We start from the raw sequence: 17,530 nt of genomic DNA, 5'->3' as shown, positions 1-17,530 counted from the left end.
TTCCCCTTATCAGTGGCGGAAGTGGCGCATGGAGGTAAATACCATCGCCATGTTGTGTTCGTCGGCTGCGGCGATGACTTCCTCATCGCGGATGGAGCCGCCTGGCTGGATCACGCAGCTCACGCCCACCTTGGCCGCATTGTCGATGCCATCGCGGAACGGGAAGAAAGCGTCGCTCGCCATGACGGAGCCCTGTACTTCGAGGCCCGCATGTTCGGCCTTGATGGCGGCGATGCGGGCGGAGTTGACGCGGCTCATCTGGCCAGCGCCGACGCCGATGGTGCGGCCGTCCTTGCCGTAGACGATGGCATTGGACTTGACGAATTTGGCCACTTTCCAGGTAAACAGCAGGTCGCGGATTTCCTGTTCGGTCGGCTGGCGTTTGGTGACTACCTTGAGGTCAGATGCACTGACCATGCCGTTGTCGCGGTCCTGAACCAGCAGGCCGCCGTTGACGCGTTTGAAGTCGAATGCCGCGGCGCGCTCGGCGCCCCACTCGCCGCAGGCCAGCAGGCGTACGTTCTTCTTCTCCGCCACTACCGCCTGGGCGTCGGCGGAGATGCTCGGCGCGATGATAACCTCGACAAACTGGCGGTCGACAATGGCCTTGGCGGTGGCAGCATCCAGCTCGCGGTTGAACGCAATGATGCCGCCGAACGCGGATTCGGTGTCCGTCAGGTAGGCCTGCTCGTACGCCTCGAGGATGCTGCCGGCAACCGCCACACCGCAGGGGTTGGCGTGCTTGATGATGACACAGGCTGGCTCTTCGAATGACTTGACGCACTCGAGCGCAGCATCGGTATCGGCAATATTGTTGTAGGACAGCGCCTTGCCCTGCAGCTGGGTGGCGGTGGCAATGCAGGCCTCGGCCGGGTTTTTCTCTACATAGAACGCAGAATTCTGGTGCGGGTTCTCGCCGTAGCGCATGTCCTGCGCCTTGATGAACTGGGTATTGAAGGTGCGCGGGAACTGCTCCGGCGTATCGCCCAGGCGCGCGCCGAGGTAGCTGGCAATGGCGCCGTCATAGCCGGCGGTGTGTTCGAACGCCTTCACCGCCAGGTCGAAACGGGTCTTGAAGGACAGGCCATCCTGTTCTTTCAGCTCTGCGAGGATGCTGTCGTAGTCAGCGGCATTGACCACGATGGCCACATCTTTGTGGTTCTTGGCTGCGGCGCGCACCATGGTCGGGCCGCCGATGTCGATATTCTCGATCGCATCCGCGAGGCTGCAGTCCGGGTTGGCCACCGTCTGCTCAAACGGGTACAGGTTGACCACCACCATGTCGATCGCATCGATGCCGTGCTCGGACATCACGCTGTCGTCGGTGCCGCGCCGGCCGAGGATGCCGCCGTGCACTTTCGGGTGCAGGGTCTTGACGCGGCCGTCCATCATTTCCGGGAAACCGGTGTAGTCGGATACTTCGGTTACCGCGATGCCGCTTTCCTGCAATTTGCGGAAGGTGCCGCCAGTGGACAGGAGTTCAACGCCGCGAGCCGCGAGGGCGCTGGCGAATTCCACGATACCGGTCTTGTCGGACACGCTGATCAGTGCGCGGCGGATGGGGGAGATATCGGTCATGAGGGGTCTCGTACCTATTGTATAGATGGCTCTGGTCTTTCGATGGCTCGGGCAGGCCGCGCGACGGCGGTCTGCGGGGCGGCATTATGCCACCCGGAGGGGGTGTGAATGAACAGTTTCACACACATATCGGCCATCGCTAATTTGCGTCTGGCCAAAAAACGAAAAGGGGCGAGAAAAACTCACCCCTTTACATGTCCGGCGCTTGGGCCGGCAGGTCGGTCTGGCTGCTCAAAGCAGGCCGTAGCGCTTGAGCTTCTTGCGCAGGGTTCCCCGGTTGAGGCCCAGCATTTGTGCCGCGCGGGTCTGGTTGTGACGGGTGTACTTCATCACGACTTCCAGCATTGGCGCTTCAATTTCTGACAAAACCATATCGTACACATCGGTAACCATCTGTCCGTCGAGATGACGGAAGTAGTTTTCCATAGCGTGCTCAACCGCGTCTCTAAGAGACTGCTGTTGCGGTTGTTGCAGCTGTGATTGTACGCCCCCATTGGATGCTTCTGTGGTTGCTTCTGCAATCAGTGCTTCGTTATTCATGCCGCTTGTGCCTCTCTATTTATTTGGCGTTCGAACCAGGTCCGAACGCTGGCATGTTGTGCTTCTGCGCTTTCCAGTTTGTTGAAGTCCCCTCGAAAGGTCTCGCCGCCGGCGAGTGTCTTCAGGTACCAACCCACGTGTTTGCGGGCGATACGGACCCCCATGATTTCACCGTAGAAACGGTGCAGCTCTCCCAGATGGTCGAGCAGTATGTCCCTGACTTCTTCCAGTGAAGGTTCGGGCAAATATTCCCCTGTAGCCAGGTAATGGCTTATTTCCCGAAAGATCCATGGTCTTCCCTGGGCCGCGCGGCCGATCATGACGGCAGCTGCGCCGGTGTAATCCAGCACTTCGCGGGCCTTTTCCGGACTGCAAATATCGCCGTTGGCAAAGACCGGCATGGACACGGCGGAGACAATCTCTGCGATCGTGTCGTATTCAACGCTGCCCCGGAAAGCGCAGGCACGGGTTCGACCGTGCACCGCCAGCGCTGCAATACCTGCATCTTCAGCGATTTTTGCAATAGTGACGCCGTTACGCATTTCCGGGCTCCAGCCCGTGCGAATTTTCAGTGTCACTGGTACAGAGACGGATTGAACGACTGATTCCAGAATATCTTTGACCAGTTTTTCGTCTCTCAGCAGGGCGGAGCCCGCTGCCTTCTTGCAGACCTTCTTCGCCGGACAGCCCATGTTCAGGTCAATGATCTGGGCGCCACGGGCGACGTTTTGCACCGCTGCATCAGCCATCATCTGCGGGTCGCCGCCGGCGATCTGCACCGAAATCGGGGCAGGTTCACCGTCGTGCTGCAGCCTCTGGCGTGACTTGCGGGTGTCCCAAAGGCGCGTGTCCGAGGTGACCATTTCCGAAACAACCAGGCCGGCTCCCATACGACGGCAAAGTTGACGGAATGGTCGATCGGTGACGCCAGCCATCGGTGCCAGGATTACCGGCACGTCAATCTGGTAGTCGCCAATCTGGATTGTCCTGTCGGTCACAAATCAGGCCTTTTGTGGAGTTTTTGCTCAGTCGGCAAAAAGGCCGCCTATGATAGCGCCTGAAAGTGACTCAGGAAAGCGAAAAATTACTCAGTTTGTGTGCAAACTGCCCTGGGTTTGTAGCAGTCCGTATCGGTCACGGAAAGGCCACTGCAAGGGCCCGGGTGGCCCCTCAGTCAGTGGCTGATCTGCATGCGGTAGTTGACCGCTTCGCTGCCGGGGTCGGCGATTTCGAGGGCGATGTGCACCGGCTGGTTGGCTGGCATATTACGCCTGCCCGCCAGCTCACCGCGCAGATATTCTTTCTGGCTGAAGCGTCTTGCCGCGACTGGCTGGTTCTTCAGGTCCGTAAAACTCAGCAGCAGGTGCGGGAAGGGCTGTGCGTAAGGCGCGCGGTTGACGATGACCGCGTCCACCACCAGGGCGTCCTGGATTTGCGGATGGCTGCGCACTACCAGGTTGGAAGCGCGGATCTGTTTGAGATCCACCAGCGCGGGCAGCTTGCAGCCGAGGTGCGGGCAGGCTGCCGCGTAGAGGTCGCGCCACGGTTGCTGCTTGCTGAGGCTGTCAAAGCGGAAATAGGCGACCTGTGCCACGGCGCCGGCGGCAAGCACCAGCACCAGCAGGCCCCAGGCCCAGCCCGGCAAGCGGCGATCCCTCTTTGGCTGCCAGTTGACCTCGAGCGGCGCCGGCTCAATGGCCGAGATCAGGTGGCCGCGGCCGCCAGACTCGATTTTCTCGCTGGCACGGCGGATCCACTCCTCGTCCCGGGGTGGCTCAACATCTTCTTCCTCGGGTTCCTCCTCCAGTGAGGCATCCCCGGAGGTGCTCTGCGGGCTGCTTTCGGCTGTGTCGAAGGCAGCGGCGTCTTCCGCATCGGCCGGGGCCATGGATTCCGCGTAGTTGCTGTCGAAGCGGTTTTCCTCGCGGGTGCTGCCGTCCCCGAGCAGGGCCTCTGCCCAGTCCTCATCCTTGTCTGTATCCGCCTCATCCCCCAGCTCGATCAGGGGTGCCTCGTTCTCCTCCAGCAGGTCGCTGCTGGCCTTCGCAGGCGTTTCGTCTTCGGTAGGAAAGGCGTCGGAAAACACCGCGTCTTCCTTTTGGTCCCGCGCTTCCGGCTCGTCCTCTTCGATACCGATGTCGGCATCGTCATGGATCAGGAAGTCGTCATCGTCGAGCAGGGCGTCGAAGTCCCTGTCCTTGCCGGGCGTGATTGCTTCGTCATCGCCTTCAATGTCGCCACCTTCCGGCTGCCTGGTATCCACCTGCTCCTGGGCCTGGTCCCGGGCAGGCGGCAGCGGGTTGCCGTCTTCATCGAGCAGGTTTTCATCTGCGCGAAAGACTTTCAGGCAGGAGCCACAGCGAACCGAGCCGCGTGCGGCCTGAAGCTGCTCGGAACTGATGTGGAAGGAGGTGCTGCAATGCGGGCAGCGGGTTACAAGTTGCGACATCTGCGGTCAGGGAGTTTCCTTGGCGCCCCCCGCGGCCAGCCCGCGGGATTGAATAACCGCCAAGTTTAGGCGCGCAAAGCTTGGCGGAGCAAGTGCCATGCGTACCATTTGCGGGCTTTTGTGGCCACCGTTTGCGCTCTGTCTCAGAAGTGCAGCCTTCTGCTCAGCGCGCGCGCACGCCGGACAGCCTGACCCATTCCTCCCGCACGCCGTCCGGGTCGAAGTCGATCCAGTTGCGATAAGCGGATTTTACGGCCTCGGCCTGGCTCTGCAGGATCCCGGACAGGCACAGGCGGCCGCCGGGCTTGAGCTGGCGTATCAGGTCCGGTGCCAGTTCCACCAGCGGGCCTGCGAGGATATTGGCCACCACGATGTCGTTTTCCGCCTGCGGCAGGTCCTGCGGCAGGTACACCGGGAAGCGGTCCTCGGCGAGGCCATTGCGGCGCAGGTTCTCGCGGCTGGCGAGCAGGGCCTGCGGGTCGATATCGGTGCCGGCGGCGCGCTCTGCACCCAGCAACAGGGCGGCGATGCCCAGAATGCCGGAGCCGCAGCCGTAATCGAGCACGGTCTTGCCGGCCAGCGGCGCGCCGTCGAGCCAGCCCAGGCACAGGAAAGTGGTGGGATGGGTGCCGGTACCGAACGCCAGGCCCGGATCCAGCATCAGGTTGACGCCGTCGGCCTCCGGCGGCTCACGCCAGCTCGGGCAGACCCACAGGCGCTCTCCGCACTGGATCGGGTGGTAGTGCTCCATCCATTCGCGCTCCCAGTCCTTGTCCTCGAGCTGTTCCCAGCGGGCGTTGGGCAGGGGTTCACACAGGTGGGAGGCTGCCCTGGCTTCGGTGACGCGGGTATCGATATCCGCGTCGAACAGGCCGGTCACACGGGTCGCATCCCACAGCGGGGTTTCGCCAAGCGCGGGTTCGAGCACCGGTTGATCGGCATTGTCCTGCAGGGTGACGGATACGGCGCCGGCGAATAGCATGGCTGCCTCGATCCGGGCAGCGTCATCGCGATTGGTGTCGACACGGAGTTGCAGCCAGGGCATGGTAATTCTCGCCTAAATGTACGGATTCTACTCGACTGGCGGGGAGTGGTGCGGCTGGACTGGCGCTGTGCTTTGAAACCGTCGCGCACAGGGAAGTGCGCGCCGGAGCTACAGGAAGTATTCATGCGTTTTCAACGCACAGCGCCAAAGAGGCCGCAGTGGGGGTTCAGAGCCCCAGCTTTTTCTCAAGATAGTGGATGTTGACCCCGCCCTCCATAAAGGCGCTGTCACGAACCAGCTCTTCCTGCAGCGGAATGTTGGTCTTGATGCCGTCGATCACCAGCTCCGACAGGGCTACACGCATGCGCGCCAGCGCTTCCTCGCGCGTATCCGCATGGGTGATCACCTTTGCGATCATGGAGTCATAATTCGGTGGCACCAGATAACCGCTGTACAGGTGTGAGTCGACCCGCACGCCCAGGCCGCCCGGGGCATGGAAGTTGGTTACCCGGCCGGGGCACGGCAGGAAGGTGTTCGGGTCCTCGGCATTGATCCGGCACTCAAAAGAGTGGCCGCGGAACTTGATGTCTTCCTGTGTCACCGACAGCTTGTGGCCGGCGCAGACACGGATCTGTTCCTTGATCAGGTCAAAGCCGCTGATCATCTCGGTGACCGGGTGCTCTACCTGGATACGGGTATTCATCTCGATAAAATAGAAGCGGCCGTCTTCGTACAGGAACTCGAAAGTACCCGCACCGCGGTAGCCGATCTCGATACAGGCGCGCACACAGGCTTCCTGGCACTCGCGCCTGGCGTCATCGGGGATGCCCGGGGCTGGAGCTTCTTCCAGGACCTTCTGGTGACGACGTTGCAGGGAACAGTCGCGGTCACCGAAGTGCACAGCGCTGCCCTGGCCGTCAGACATCACCTGGATCTCAACGTGGCGCGGGTTCTGCAGGAATTTCTCCATGTACACCGTATCGTCGCCGAATGCGGCCCTGGCTTCCGCCTTGGTGACCTGGATGGAGTTGAGCAGCGCAGCTTCGGTGTTGACCACGCGCATGCCGCGTCCGCCACCGCCGGCAGCGGCCTTGATGATTACCGGGTAGCCGACTTTACGCCCGATCTCCAGGCAACGCTCGCCGTTTTCCGGCAGTGGGCCATCGGAACCCGGTACCGTGGGTACGCCGGCTTTCTTCATGGCGGCAATCGCGGAAACCTTGTCACCCATCAGGCGGATAACGTCGGCGTCCGGGCCGATAAAGGTGAAACCGCTCTTTTGTACCTGCTCGGCAAAGTCGGCGTTTTCCGCCAGGAAGCCGTAGCCCGGGTGTACGGCCACGGCATCGGTGATTTCCATGGCCGCGATCAGGGCGGGAATGTTGAGGTAGCTTTGCGGGGACGGGTTGGGGCCGATGCACACCGACTCGTCTGCCAGGCGCACGTGTTTCAGGTCCCGGTCGATCTGGGAATGCACGGCAACGGTGCGGATTCCCATCTCTTTACAGGCGCGCAGGACACGCAGGGCAATTTCGCCCCGGTTGGCAATAAGTATTTTTTCAAACATGGACAGCGCTCGCCAAAAGATGGGTTAGACGATGGTGACGAGAGGCTGGTCGAATTCGACCGGCTGGCCGTCTTCTGCCAGGATCGCTTCGATCGTGCCGCTCTTGTCCGCCTCGATCTGGTTCATCATCTTCATGGCTTCAACGATGCAGATGACATCACCGGCCTTGACGCTCTGGCCAACTTCGATGAACGGCGAGGCGCCCGGGCTCGGGGAGCGATAGAAGGTGCCCACCATCGGGCTCTTCACCGCGTGGCCGCTGGTGGCCGGGCCCGTGTCAGCCTGCTCGGCCTCGGCTGCTGCCGGTGCGGCAGGCGCCGGTGCCGCTGCGACCGGTTGCTGCATCATAGGCGCCATCATCGGCTGTGACTGCATGCCGCTGACACCGCGGCTGATGCGCACGGATTCCTCACCTTCCTTGATTTCCAGCTCGCCGATATCCGATTCTTCGAGCAGCTCAATCAGTTTCTTAATTTTGCGGATATCCATAGTTTATTTCTCGCTCGTATATTTGGGATTCAATGGGCCGCGATGTGATCCAGGGCCGCCTGCAGCGCCAGTGTGTAACTGGTGGCGCCAAAGCCGCAGATCACGCCGACAGCGATATCGGAAAAATATGAGTGACGCCGGAAAGCTTCCCGGGCGTGGACATTTGACAGGTGTACCTCGACCATCGGAATCGCGACTGCGCTGATCGCGTCCCGCAGCGCGACGCTGGTATGGGTGAATGCTGCCGGGTTGATCACGATCGCGTCGACCCCCTCGGTGCGGCTCTGGTGCACGCGATCAATCAGGTCTGATTCACTGTTGCTCTGGAAGGTTGCGAGTTCGCAACCGCGCTCGGCGCACTGGGCTTCCGCGGCGCGATTGATATCCGCCAGCGTGGTTGCGCCGTAGACATCCGGCTCGCGCGAACCGAGCAGGTTCAGGTTAGGTCCGTGCAGCAGCAGGATCTTGGCCATGAAAGCGGATTCTCCGGTGGTGTGGGCCCGCATCGGGGCGCCTGTCAGTTATGGCTGGCGAGTGTGCCGGATAACTGACCTTCTGTCCATGGCGATGACCGCAAGTGCCGCAGTTTGTGACATATCGCAGCATTTAGCCCGAATTTACGATGGATATACGGAATTTAGACCAAAAGCCGGTGTTTAGCGGGGCTTTGCGGTGCATTTGTGCGGCAGTAACACTTTGGCTGGATAGCGAGTCTGACCGAATGGTATTTGCTGGTCACAGTAGTGGCCGAAATGTCGGATTTTTTGGCGGGTTTGCAGGCCTGCTGCCGGCCTCCGGCCGGCACCTTCGTTCAGTTTGCGGCGCTGGCCAGCGCCTCATTGACGCCTGCGATCGTGAGGATCTGGGGTAGGACCTTCGCCCGTCCACCATCCGCCGGGTACACCAGGTACAGCGGCACGCTGGTGCGACCGTACTGGGCCAGCAATTCGGTAATCTGCGGATCTTCGTTGGTCCAGTCGCCCTTCAGCGCAATCACCCCGAGCTGTTCAATCTGCTGTGACACGGCTTCGCTGCTGAGCACCACGCGCTCGTTGGCGAGACAGGTGATACACCAGGCCGCAGTCATGTTGATCAGTACGGGCTTGCCGGAAGAGCGTGCCTGTTCCAGCTTCGTCGGCGAATAGGTTTCCCAGTAGCTGCTCTTGTCTCCATTGCCGGATTTCAGCTGTGGCAGTATTGCGATTGCGCCGACGAGGGCGGCGATTGCGAGGCCGCCCCGCAGCGGGCGCCAGCCCTGCTGGGGCCATGCCCACAGTGCAAATGCCAGCGCCACGGCGCCGGCGAGCAGCAGGGCGATTGCATCGCTGCCCGCCTGGCGGCCGAGCACCCAGACCAGCCACACCGCGGTCAGGTACATCGGGAAGGCGAAGGCGTTTTTGAGGGTTTCCATCCACGGGCCGGGCTTGGGTAGCTTCTCGCCCAGTTTCGGTGAGTAGCTCAGCAGCAGGAATGGCGCCGCCATACCGAGCCCCAGCGCCGCGAATACTGCCAGTGCCACCGGTGCAGGCTGGGTCACCGCATAGCCGAGTGCCGAGCCCATAAAAGGCGCGGTACAGGGGCTGGCCACCACAGTGGCAAGGACGCCGGTAAAGAAGGAGCCCGGCAGGCCCTCCTTGCCACCGAGGCGGCTGCCAGTGCCGGCCAGGCGGCTGCCGAGGTTGGTCAGGCCGGACAGCGACAGGCCCATGGCGAAGAACAGGTAGGCCAGTGCGCCCACCAGCACCGGTGACTGCAGCTGAAAGCCCCAGCCAACGGCATCCCCGCCGCGGCGCAGCAGCAGCATTACGGCTGCGATCGCTGTGAAAGTTGCCACGCACCCGGCGGTATAGGCCCAGCCGTGCAGGTGCCGGGTCGCGGGTTTGGTCGCAGACTGTGCCAGCCCCAGTGCCTTGATGGAGAGGACCGGGAACACGCAGGGCATCAGGTTGAGGATGAGGCCGCCGATAAAGGAAAACAGTATTGCCAGCGGCAGCACCAGGTCCGGAGCGTTGCGGCTGGCGGTTGCGTCCAGTGCCCCTGCCGTATTGCGTTTCGGGGTCAGTGCAGTGGCGATACCCGTGGCCGGGTCCAGCGCGAAGGTGCGCACCTGTGGCGGATAGCAGAGGCCTGCGTCGGCGCAGCCCTGGTAGTGTACTTCGACGGTAACGGGGCCTTCGGGCAGTGCCAGCGGAACCTCAAGCTGGTGTCGGTAAACCTCGGTTTCCTTTTCGAAATAATCGTCCCAGACCACTTCGCCCGTCGGCAGTGGCAGCAGCAGGGCCTGCTTGCCCTGGTCGTCGAGGTGGTAGACCGCAAGCTGCTCGCGGTAGAGATAGTAGCCTTCGGCAATCTGGAATATGACGCTGATGCCGTCCGCGCCGAACAGGAAGTCCTGCTGCAGGGCCTGGTCCACACGCAGAAACTCGTCCTGCTGCGGTGTCAGGGCCTCGCCCGCCAAGGTTCCCGGCAGGCCAGTCTGTCCCGCCAGTGCAGGCTGCTCGCCGGGTAGCTCCGGGGACTGGGCCTGGGCCAGGGGTGCGCAAAGCAGAATCGCCAGCAGTAGCATCAGCAGCCCTGAGGCGGTGCCTGTTGTTGGTTTTGTCGGATTCACTGCGTGGAAGTGCATCATATTGTCTGTCTACTGCCGGCTTTATGACTTTATCGGACCCGGTGCTCGCGGTATGGTTCTTGGTTTGGACGACCACCAGCAATTGGGGTTCCAGAGTTTAACGGAAAAAGGTGAATGCGGTGAAAACACGCGTCCCGAACCAACCGGCGACAACAAATGCATAAGACCCGCCTGACAGCCCTTTGCGTAGCTGCCCTGCTCGGTGGTTGTGAGACGCAGCCACCACAGCCGCAGCCAGTAAAGGTACAGCCACCCGCTGAGCGCCGCGGGCCGACACCCGCGCAGCAGCGCGCCCACGCTACCGCGTATTTTCTCGGGCGGGCCGAGCGCGCACTGGCTGCCGATGACCTGATAACGCCCGAGGGCTTCAGCGCTTACGACTATTACCAACGTGTGCTGAGCCTGAGCCCGGGCGACCAGCGTGCTATCAGTGGCCTGCAGACCATTGTCATGCGTTATGTGGAAAAAGCGCGCGAGGCGCTCAAGCGGCGTGACTTTGGCAGGGTGGAGTGGCTACTCGGCCGCGCGGACAGGGTGATCGGGGATAGCCCGCTGGTGGCCGAAGTTCGCCGGCGACTCGACGAGGAGCGCCGTACCGCGCAGGCGCTGGCCGCTCCCGCAGAAGCGGGGAGCGGTGGTATGGTTATCGAGTTGTCCGGCACGGACCTCGATGCGCGCAGCGAATCACTTTCCGCCCAGCTGGGGCTGGTCGCGCAACGTATCCGCGCGAACAACCTGCGCGTGGAGATCATCACGCGCTCGGATGCCGAAGGGCGATGGATTTACAGCCAGCTGCGCAAGGCGGTGCCCGGTTACCGGGTAAGGGCAAATATCCGCATCGGGCCGCAGCCGCGACTCGAGTTGCAACAACAATAATACCGGCGGCAGGTCGGGTTTGGGGGAGACAGGATATGACCAGGAAACTATTGGCGCTGCTGGCCCTGCTGGGTAGCAGTACAGCGTGGGCCTGCGAGCTTGAAGTTACGGGCTTTGCACGGGAGACGATACCCGGGCAGTCCATGAGTGCGGCCTACCTGCACCTGCGCAACGACTGCGAAGCGGCTCGCACGCTGGTTGAAGTGACGGCGCAGGGCATGGACGTTTCCATCCATGAAACGCGGGAGGTCGATGGCCGCGTGCAGATGCGCGCGCTGAAGCAGTTGGTTGTCCCTGCGTCCGGAATTGTACGGATGGCACCGGGGGGGCTGCACCTGATGCTTGAGGGGGCCGCCCTCAAGGCGGGGCAGGCGCTCGATGTGGTACTGAAATTTGCAGACGGAGAGTCGCAAACTGTGGCGCTTGCCGTAGAAAAAATCGGTGCAGGCAAGCATCATCACCACCACTGAGCCTGAGAATTGCCTAGGAGTCCTGAATGACGGCTTTGTCTGATCTTCGCCAGCGGATGGTGGCATGGTGGCGCGACCTTCGCGTAAATGCCGGCGCTGGCCGTTATTTTCTCGCCGGTATCGCAGCTTATCTTTTGCTGGCCGCGCTGCTGGGCATCTACTGGAGCATGACGCCGGCGCAGTTCGATGTGCGCGAACACACTGCTCAGCGTGCGGAGGCCTCCGGGCAGCAGGTCGTGATCGGCAGTACCACTACCGCTACCCTGATCGGGCTTGCCGAGACGTTGCTCGACAAGCCGGGCGGCTACCTGTCGAATGACCGCACGCCGCCGGGAGTGTGGCTGGACAATATGGAGAACTGGGAATTCGGCGTGCTGATCCAGGTGCGTGACTTTGCCAAGGTCATGCGCGATCGCTTCAGTCGCTCGCAATCCCAGTCCAGAGAGGACAATGCCCTGCGCACCGCGGATGCGCGCTTCAACACGGACCGGCACAAGTGGCTGTTCCCGGATGCGGAGGGCGAGTACCGGGTGGGTATCGAGAACCTGGAGGATTACCTCGCACGCCTGGCAGACCCGCAGCAGTCCTCCGCGCAGTTTTATGCGCGTGCGGACAACCTGCGCGACTGGCTCGGCACGGTTGAGAGCCGCCTCGGCAGTATTTCCCAGCGACTCAGCGCGAGCGTTGGCAAGATGCAGATCAATATCGACCTGGCGGGGGATGCCGATGCCACCCAGTCCACTGCAGCGCCGCAGGAACAGCTGGTGAAAACGCCCTGGACAGAGATCGACGACGTCTTCTTTGAGGCTCGCGGCACCACCTGGGCGCTGCTGCACCTGCTGAAGGCCGTGGAAACCGACTTTGCCACGGTGTTGCAGAAGAAAAATGCTGTCGTATCGCTGCGCCAGATTATCCGCGAGCTGGAGGCGACACAGGACACGGTAATGAGCCCCGTGATCCTCAACGGCGACGGTTTTGGCCCGCTGGCGAACCATTCTCTGGTGATGGCATCCTACATTTCACGTGCGCATGCAGCGCTGATCGACCTGCGCGACCTGCTCGCGCGCGGTTAAAACTTTGTTTACTGAAGATTTACCGGGGGAAACATGAAAAAACTTGTCTGCTTACTCGCCATTCTACTTGCCGGCTGCGCGAACAGCCCATTGCAGATCAGTCTCAAGCCGTCTGCCAATGTGGCGCCGGAAAACATCGGCATGGGCCGCCCCATCATGGTCAGTGCCACGGATGCGCGAGCGGACAAAAGTCTGGGCTCTCTCGGCGGGGTCTATGCCGATACTTCGTCCGTGACCATCAAGAACAGCGTCAGCCAGGCGCTGGAGGAAGAACTTTCGCGCGGATTCGAACTCTGGGGATTTAGCGAGGGGGCTGGTAGCGGACAGGTGCAAGTGCACGCCGAACTGGTCAAGCTTGGTTATCACAGCCCGGACAAGGTATACACCAGCAATATCGACAAGGAGTGCGAGGTGCGGGTCCAGGTGCGCATTGGCGGGGCCACCTACAATGGTAATTATCGCAGCAGTGGTGACGAACGCCTGCTGGTCGCACCGAGTGCTGCCAAAGTCCAGCACAGTATCAATGAGTTGTTGTCCTCGACACTCACCAATGTCTTTGCCGATGAAAAGCTGCAGGCTTTCCTGCTTGAGCATCGCTAAGCCTGAATGACCGCTGCTGCACTCGCCGCACTTGCGGCGGTAACCGATGCGGTGCTGCTCGCAGATCAGGGCGGTACCATCTACTCTGCCAATGCAGCCGCTGTGCGGCTGCTCGCAAGAAAAGAATCTGAACTGCAAGGCCGCGGCATCGACGATTGCCTGCGCATCGACGCAGGTGATGGCCCAACGGCGATGCTCGCAGCCCTCAAAGATACCAGTCACTCAGGTGGGCACCGGTCCCCGCTGGCATGGCAGGGCATTCTCTACATCGTCGGCGCGGAGTGCGGATCGCCCGGCCCCCGAGTAGAGGTGCGGCTGTTGCCGGTACCGGAGGCTGGCCAGCCCCCTGGCGAGGCCAGCGCCTATGCCGTAGTCATCCGCAATCTCTCCGCAGGGGCGATCGACGAATCCGCTGGCCGCGATGCCCTGACCCAGCTTGCAGACCTGCGCGGTTTCACCGGCCGCCTGCAGCAACTGACCGCCGAAAGTGGCGGCGACCACCATATCCTGCTTTACATCGATATCTGCCAGCTGCAGCGGATCAACGACCATTGCGGCCAGGCTGCCGGGGATGCATTCCTCGTCGCTGTGGCGCAGCTCCTGCAGAAGGAGCCGGGCGGCGCGGGGCTGGCCGCGCGTATTGGCGGTGACGAATTCGCACTGCTGCTACTGGATCACAGTCTTGCCGAGGCGCAGGCATTTCTGCGGGCGCTGCGACAAGCGTGTAACAGGTTCGAGTTTCCGTGGGACGGTCAGGTATTCGGCCTGTCATTATCCATTGGTGCGGTGCCGGTTACGCCCGGCGAGGCTGATGGTCAGCACCTGCTCGATTCCGCGCGTGAAGCCTGTCTGGCGGCCCGCGCAGAGGGACGTAACCGGGTGAAGCTGCTGGGCCTGCCCGGGGAGCAGTCGGGGCGTCGGCGGGATACGGACTGGATGGCAGAGCTCCATGGCGCAATGGCTGACGGCAGGCTGCTGCTGTACCGGCAGCCGGTGGTGGCCTTGCAGAACGATATGGCGCTGCACCACTATGAAGTGCTGTTGCGATTGCAGGGCCGTGACGGCGCGCTGGTATCGCCGGGTGAATTCCTGCCGGCGGCCGAGCGCTGCGGCATGATGGATGAACTGGATCGCTGGGTGCTGGAGCGGGTCTTCGCATTCATGTCGCAGCGGAATGACGACGATGTTTACGCGATCAACATTTCCGGCGCCAGCCTCGGTGACCCGCGATTTGCGGATTTCGCACTTTCGCAATTGACCCGGTACGGGGTTGCACCCTCGCGCGTGCAGTTTGAAATTACCGAGAGCTGTGCCATCGATAACCTCGACCTGGCGCTGGTATTCATCCACCGCCTGCGCGCGGCGGGTTGCAGCTTTGCGCTGGATGACTTTGGCAAGGGGGTTTCTTCACTCGCGCACCTGCGCCAGTTGCCGGTAGACCACCTGAAGATCGACGGCAGCTTTGTGAGCAACCTGTTGCACGATGACATTGATACGGCCATGGTCAGTACCATCCATCATCTGGCCCGCTGCATGGGTATCACCACCATTGCCGAATATGTCGAGAGCGCTGCGCTCAGTGACAAGCTCGCCGGCATGGGGGTGGACTTTGCTCAGGGCTACGCCATTGCCCGGCCATCCCCGCTGCCGGCCTGCTGAAACTCCGTCAGCGTAACCTTCCCAACCACTAGCGCTATTGTGACCAGGTATTCCAAGCCGGTATGCTGCGCTGCCGTGGCATATACGCGTGGCGCGTAATTGAGCGGCGGCTATAGTGGAAAGAGCAGGTGGTGTAACGGCAGTATGGCGAAAACCAGGCGCGGCAAGAAATCTTCCCTGTGGCGGGGGCTACTGAAATTCCTGGTGTGGATGGCCGCACTGGGGGCGGTAGTAGTGGCCGCCTACATGGTATTCCTCGACATCAAATTGCGCGAACGGCTGGACAGCCGCAAGTACGAGCTGCCTGCACGCGTCTTCGCCAGGCCGCTGGAACTGGCCAATGGCCGGGTGATGCACCCGGATGCGCTGGAGGCGGAGTTCGATGCGCTCGGCTACAAGCGCGTGGACCTGGCCGATGACCCGGGCGAGTGGTCACGCGAGGGGATGACCTACCGGGTCTATCGCCGCGCCTTCGTGCACGCCGATGGCAAGGCCCCTGCGGCCGTTGCGACCTTCACCCTGCGCAACGATGAAATTCGCAATCTGAAAAGTGGCGCGGACAACCCCCGCGAGTTCCGCCTCGATGCCGCGTTTATCGGTAGCCTGCTTGGCGGCGGTGACGATCGCTCACCGGTCAGACTTTCCGAGCTTTCCGACAGCCTCCTCGGCCCGACCCTGATCGCGGTGGAAGATCGCTACTTCGTGCATCACTTTGGCGTTTCCCCCCGCGGTATTGCGCGCGCGTTCCGGGCAAACCTGGAAGCAGGCGAGGTGGTGCAGGGCGGCTCCACCATTACCCAGCAGCTGGTGAAGAATATCTTCTTCGATCACAAGCCCAGCCTGTGGCGCAAGATCAACGAGGCGTTGATGGCGGTGCTGCTGGAGTTCCATTACGACAAGGGCTACATCCTGCAGGAATACATGAACGAGGTGTGGCTCGGGCAACAGGGCAGCCGCGCGATCTACGGCTTCGGCCTTGCCTCGCAGTTCTATTTTCAGCAACCGGTCACCGCCCTGGAGCCACACCAGATCGCACTGCTGGTGGGCCTCGCCAAGGGCGCCTCTTATTACAACCCGTGGCGCCACCCCAAGCGCGCGCTGGAGCGGCGCAATGTGGTACTCGATGTCATGCATGAGCAGGGCCTGATCGACGATGCCCAGCTGAAGAAGTATCGCGCGATGCCGCTCGGTGTGGTTGCCGCGGCTGGTGTCGGCCAGAACCCCTATCCGGCGTTCTCCGAACGGGTTGTGCAGGAGCTAGAGCCGTATTACTCCTATGAAGAGCTGCGCACCGCCGGGCTGCGCGTCTATACGACCCTCGCACCTTCAGTGCAGCGCATTGCCGAGCGAACGCTGGAGCAGCAGCTGGAAAAAATCGAGAAAGACCGGCAGCTGCAGGAAAAGGCGCTGCAGGGCGCTATCGTGCTGGTCGACAACGCGACCGGCGAGGTGCTCACCATGGTCGGGGACCGGCGTCCGCGCTACCCGGGCTTCAACCGTGCACTGGAAGCGCGTCGCCAGGTGGGCTCATTGATCAAGCCGGCGGTATTTCTCGCCGCCTTGGAGCAGCCACGCTTTTACAACCTGATGACGTTGTTGCAGGACACGGAGCTGGAAGAGCAGATGCCGAACGGGGATATCTGGTCGCCTGCGAACTTCGACAAGCGCAGCCACGGCATGGTGCCGCTGTACCTGGTGCTGGCCAAATCCTACAACCAGGCAACCGCGCGACTGGGAATCGAGCTCGGGGTGGAGAGTGTGGTCAATACCCTGCGCCGACTCGGTATCAGCGCGGATCTGCCGCGCGTGCCGGCACTGTTTCTCGGGGCCGCCGAACTGACCCCGTTTGAAGTGGCCGGCATGTACCAGACCATGGCAAACGGCGGAGAGCACGTGCAGCTGCGCACGGTGCTGGCGGTAACCGGCCCGGATGGCGATGACCTGCAAAGTTTCCGTCGCCGCGCCAAGCGCAGCGTCGATGATGTCCCGGCCTACCTGATTCGTTACGGCCTCGAACAGGTCATGCGAGAAGGGACCGGCCGCAACGCCTACCGGCGACTGCCCAACAGCATCGCATTTGCCGGCAAGAGCGGCACCACCAACAATGGCCGCGACAGCTGGTTTTCCGGCTTCAGCCCGGACACCACCGCAGTGGTCTGGATTGGCCGCGACGATAACACCGGAACCGGGCTCACCGGCTCCACCGGTGCGTTACCGGTATGGACGGAGATCATGCGCCAGCTGCCACACCGGCATGGCCGTGTGGTGCCGCCACGGGGCGTTGAAGTGTTGCGGGTGAGTGACAAGGGCGAGCGCATGGGGCGCTGCAGTGGCGGCCGGGAAATGCCGTTCTCCATCGAGACTGAACTGCGCGCAGCGCCGGGTTGCGAGCAGGGGCGTGACAACCTGCGCGGCTGGTTCCGGGGCTGGTTCGATCGCGATAGTCAGCAACAACAGCGCGAACAGCAGCGCAGGGATAGTGAGAGGATGACGCCCGGCTGGGGCATTGACCCACAGCGTGAGCGTCAGCAGCGCGAACAGGAAGAGCGACGCGATGATGAGGAAGAACCGCTCTCGCTGCCGCAGGGCTGGCGCCGCTGATCGGGCGCCCCTGG

At 62.1% G+C, this 17,530-nt stretch carries 15 protein-coding genes; 6 read left to right on the top strand and 9 right to left on the bottom strand.

The window, feature by feature from the left end; genetic code table 11:
• Positions 1–9: 9 nt before the first annotated feature.
• From purH to QSJ80_RS00140, 9 genes are all read right to left on the bottom strand, one after another.
• Complete coding sequence (purH, locus tag QSJ80_RS00180) at positions 10–1,578, bottom strand: bifunctional phosphoribosylaminoimidazolecarboxamide formyltransferase/IMP cyclohydrolase (RefSeq protein ID WP_285762244.1); 1,569 nt, start codon at positions 1,576–1,578, stop codon at positions 10–12.
• A 231-nt stretch (positions 1,579–1,809) separates the two neighbouring features.
• Positions 1,810–2,118, bottom strand: a complete 309-nt coding sequence (gene fis / locus QSJ80_RS00175) for a DNA-binding transcriptional regulator Fis (RefSeq protein ID WP_285762243.1) — start codon at positions 2,116–2,118, stop codon at positions 1,810–1,812.
• Positions 2,115–3,116 carry a tRNA dihydrouridine synthase DusB gene (gene dusB / locus QSJ80_RS00170; RefSeq protein ID WP_285762242.1) on the bottom strand — a complete coding sequence of 334 codons (1,002 nt, stop codon included), beginning with the start codon at positions 3,114–3,116 and terminating at the stop codon, positions 2,115–2,117. The genes fis and dusB overlap by 4 nt, the downstream gene beginning before the upstream one ends.
• 176 nt (positions 3,117–3,292) lie before the next feature.
• Positions 3,293–4,567: a DUF3426 domain-containing protein gene (locus QSJ80_RS00165; protein ID WP_285762241.1), complete on the bottom strand. Its 1,275-nt coding sequence runs from the start codon at positions 4,565–4,567 to the stop codon at positions 3,293–3,295.
• A 163-nt stretch (positions 4,568–4,730) separates the two neighbouring features.
• Entirely contained in the window at positions 4,731–5,612 is an 882-nt protein-coding gene (prmA, locus tag QSJ80_RS00160) for a 50S ribosomal protein L11 methyltransferase (protein ID WP_285762240.1), read from the bottom strand.
• A gap of 166 nt (positions 5,613–5,778) precedes the next feature.
• A complete protein-coding gene (accC, locus tag QSJ80_RS00155; protein WP_285762239.1) occupies positions 5,779–7,119 on the bottom strand; it encodes an acetyl-CoA carboxylase biotin carboxylase subunit in 1,341 nt (446 codons plus the stop codon).
• A 24-nt stretch (positions 7,120–7,143) separates the two neighbouring features.
• Positions 7,144–7,608: an acetyl-CoA carboxylase biotin carboxyl carrier protein gene (gene accB / locus QSJ80_RS00150; protein WP_285762238.1), complete on the bottom strand. Its 465-nt coding sequence runs from the start codon at positions 7,606–7,608 to the stop codon at positions 7,144–7,146.
• A 29-nt stretch (positions 7,609–7,637) separates the two neighbouring features.
• On the bottom strand, positions 7,638–8,081 hold the full coding sequence (aroQ, locus tag QSJ80_RS00145; RefSeq protein ID WP_285762237.1) for a type II 3-dehydroquinate dehydratase: 444 nt from the start codon (positions 8,079–8,081) through the stop codon (positions 7,638–7,640).
• A gap of 338 nt (positions 8,082–8,419) precedes the next feature.
• On the bottom strand, positions 8,420–10,237 hold the full coding sequence (locus QSJ80_RS00140) for a protein-disulfide reductase DsbD family protein (RefSeq protein WP_285762236.1): 1,818 nt from the start codon (positions 10,235–10,237) through the stop codon (positions 8,420–8,422).
• A 156-nt stretch (positions 10,238–10,393) separates the two neighbouring features.
• Between QSJ80_RS00140 and QSJ80_RS00135 the strand changes: the two genes are divergently transcribed.
• The 6 genes from QSJ80_RS00135 to mrcB all read left to right on the top strand — a co-directional run bounded on the left by QSJ80_RS00135 (position 10,394) and on the right by mrcB (position 17,516).
• Entirely contained in the window at positions 10,394–11,113 is a 720-nt protein-coding gene (locus QSJ80_RS00135; RefSeq protein WP_285762235.1) for an N-acetylglucosaminyltransferase, read from the top strand.
• Positions 11,114–11,148: 35 nt separating this feature from the next.
• Positions 11,149–11,583: a copper chaperone PCu(A)C gene (locus QSJ80_RS00130; protein WP_285762234.1), complete on the top strand. Its 435-nt coding sequence runs from the start codon at positions 11,149–11,151 to the stop codon at positions 11,581–11,583.
• Positions 11,584–11,609: 26 nt separating this feature from the next.
• Positions 11,610–12,656 carry a DUF2333 family protein gene (locus QSJ80_RS00125; protein ID WP_285762233.1) on the top strand — a complete coding sequence of 349 codons (1,047 nt, stop codon included), beginning with the start codon at positions 11,610–11,612 and terminating at the stop codon, positions 12,654–12,656.
• 33 nt (positions 12,657–12,689) lie between these two features.
• Positions 12,690–13,256, top strand: a complete 567-nt coding sequence (locus tag QSJ80_RS00120) for a YajG family lipoprotein (RefSeq protein WP_285762232.1) — start codon at positions 12,690–12,692, stop codon at positions 13,254–13,256.
• Positions 13,257–13,262: 6 nt separating this feature from the next.
• Positions 13,263–14,915: a putative bifunctional diguanylate cyclase/phosphodiesterase gene (locus tag QSJ80_RS00115; RefSeq protein WP_285762231.1), complete on the top strand. Its 1,653-nt coding sequence runs from the start codon at positions 13,263–13,265 to the stop codon at positions 14,913–14,915.
• Between the two features lie 144 nt (positions 14,916–15,059).
• Entirely contained in the window at positions 15,060–17,516 is a 2,457-nt protein-coding gene (mrcB, locus tag QSJ80_RS00110; RefSeq protein ID WP_285762230.1) for a penicillin-binding protein 1B, read from the top strand.
• The last annotated feature ends 14 nt before the right edge of the window (positions 17,517–17,530 follow it).

The sequence above is a fragment of the Biformimicrobium ophioploci genome (assembly GCF_030270605.1).
GTDB lineage: Bacteria > Pseudomonadota > Gammaproteobacteria > Pseudomonadales > Cellvibrionaceae > Biformimicrobium > Biformimicrobium ophioploci.
This window is presented reverse-complemented; position numbering and strand designations above follow the sequence as displayed.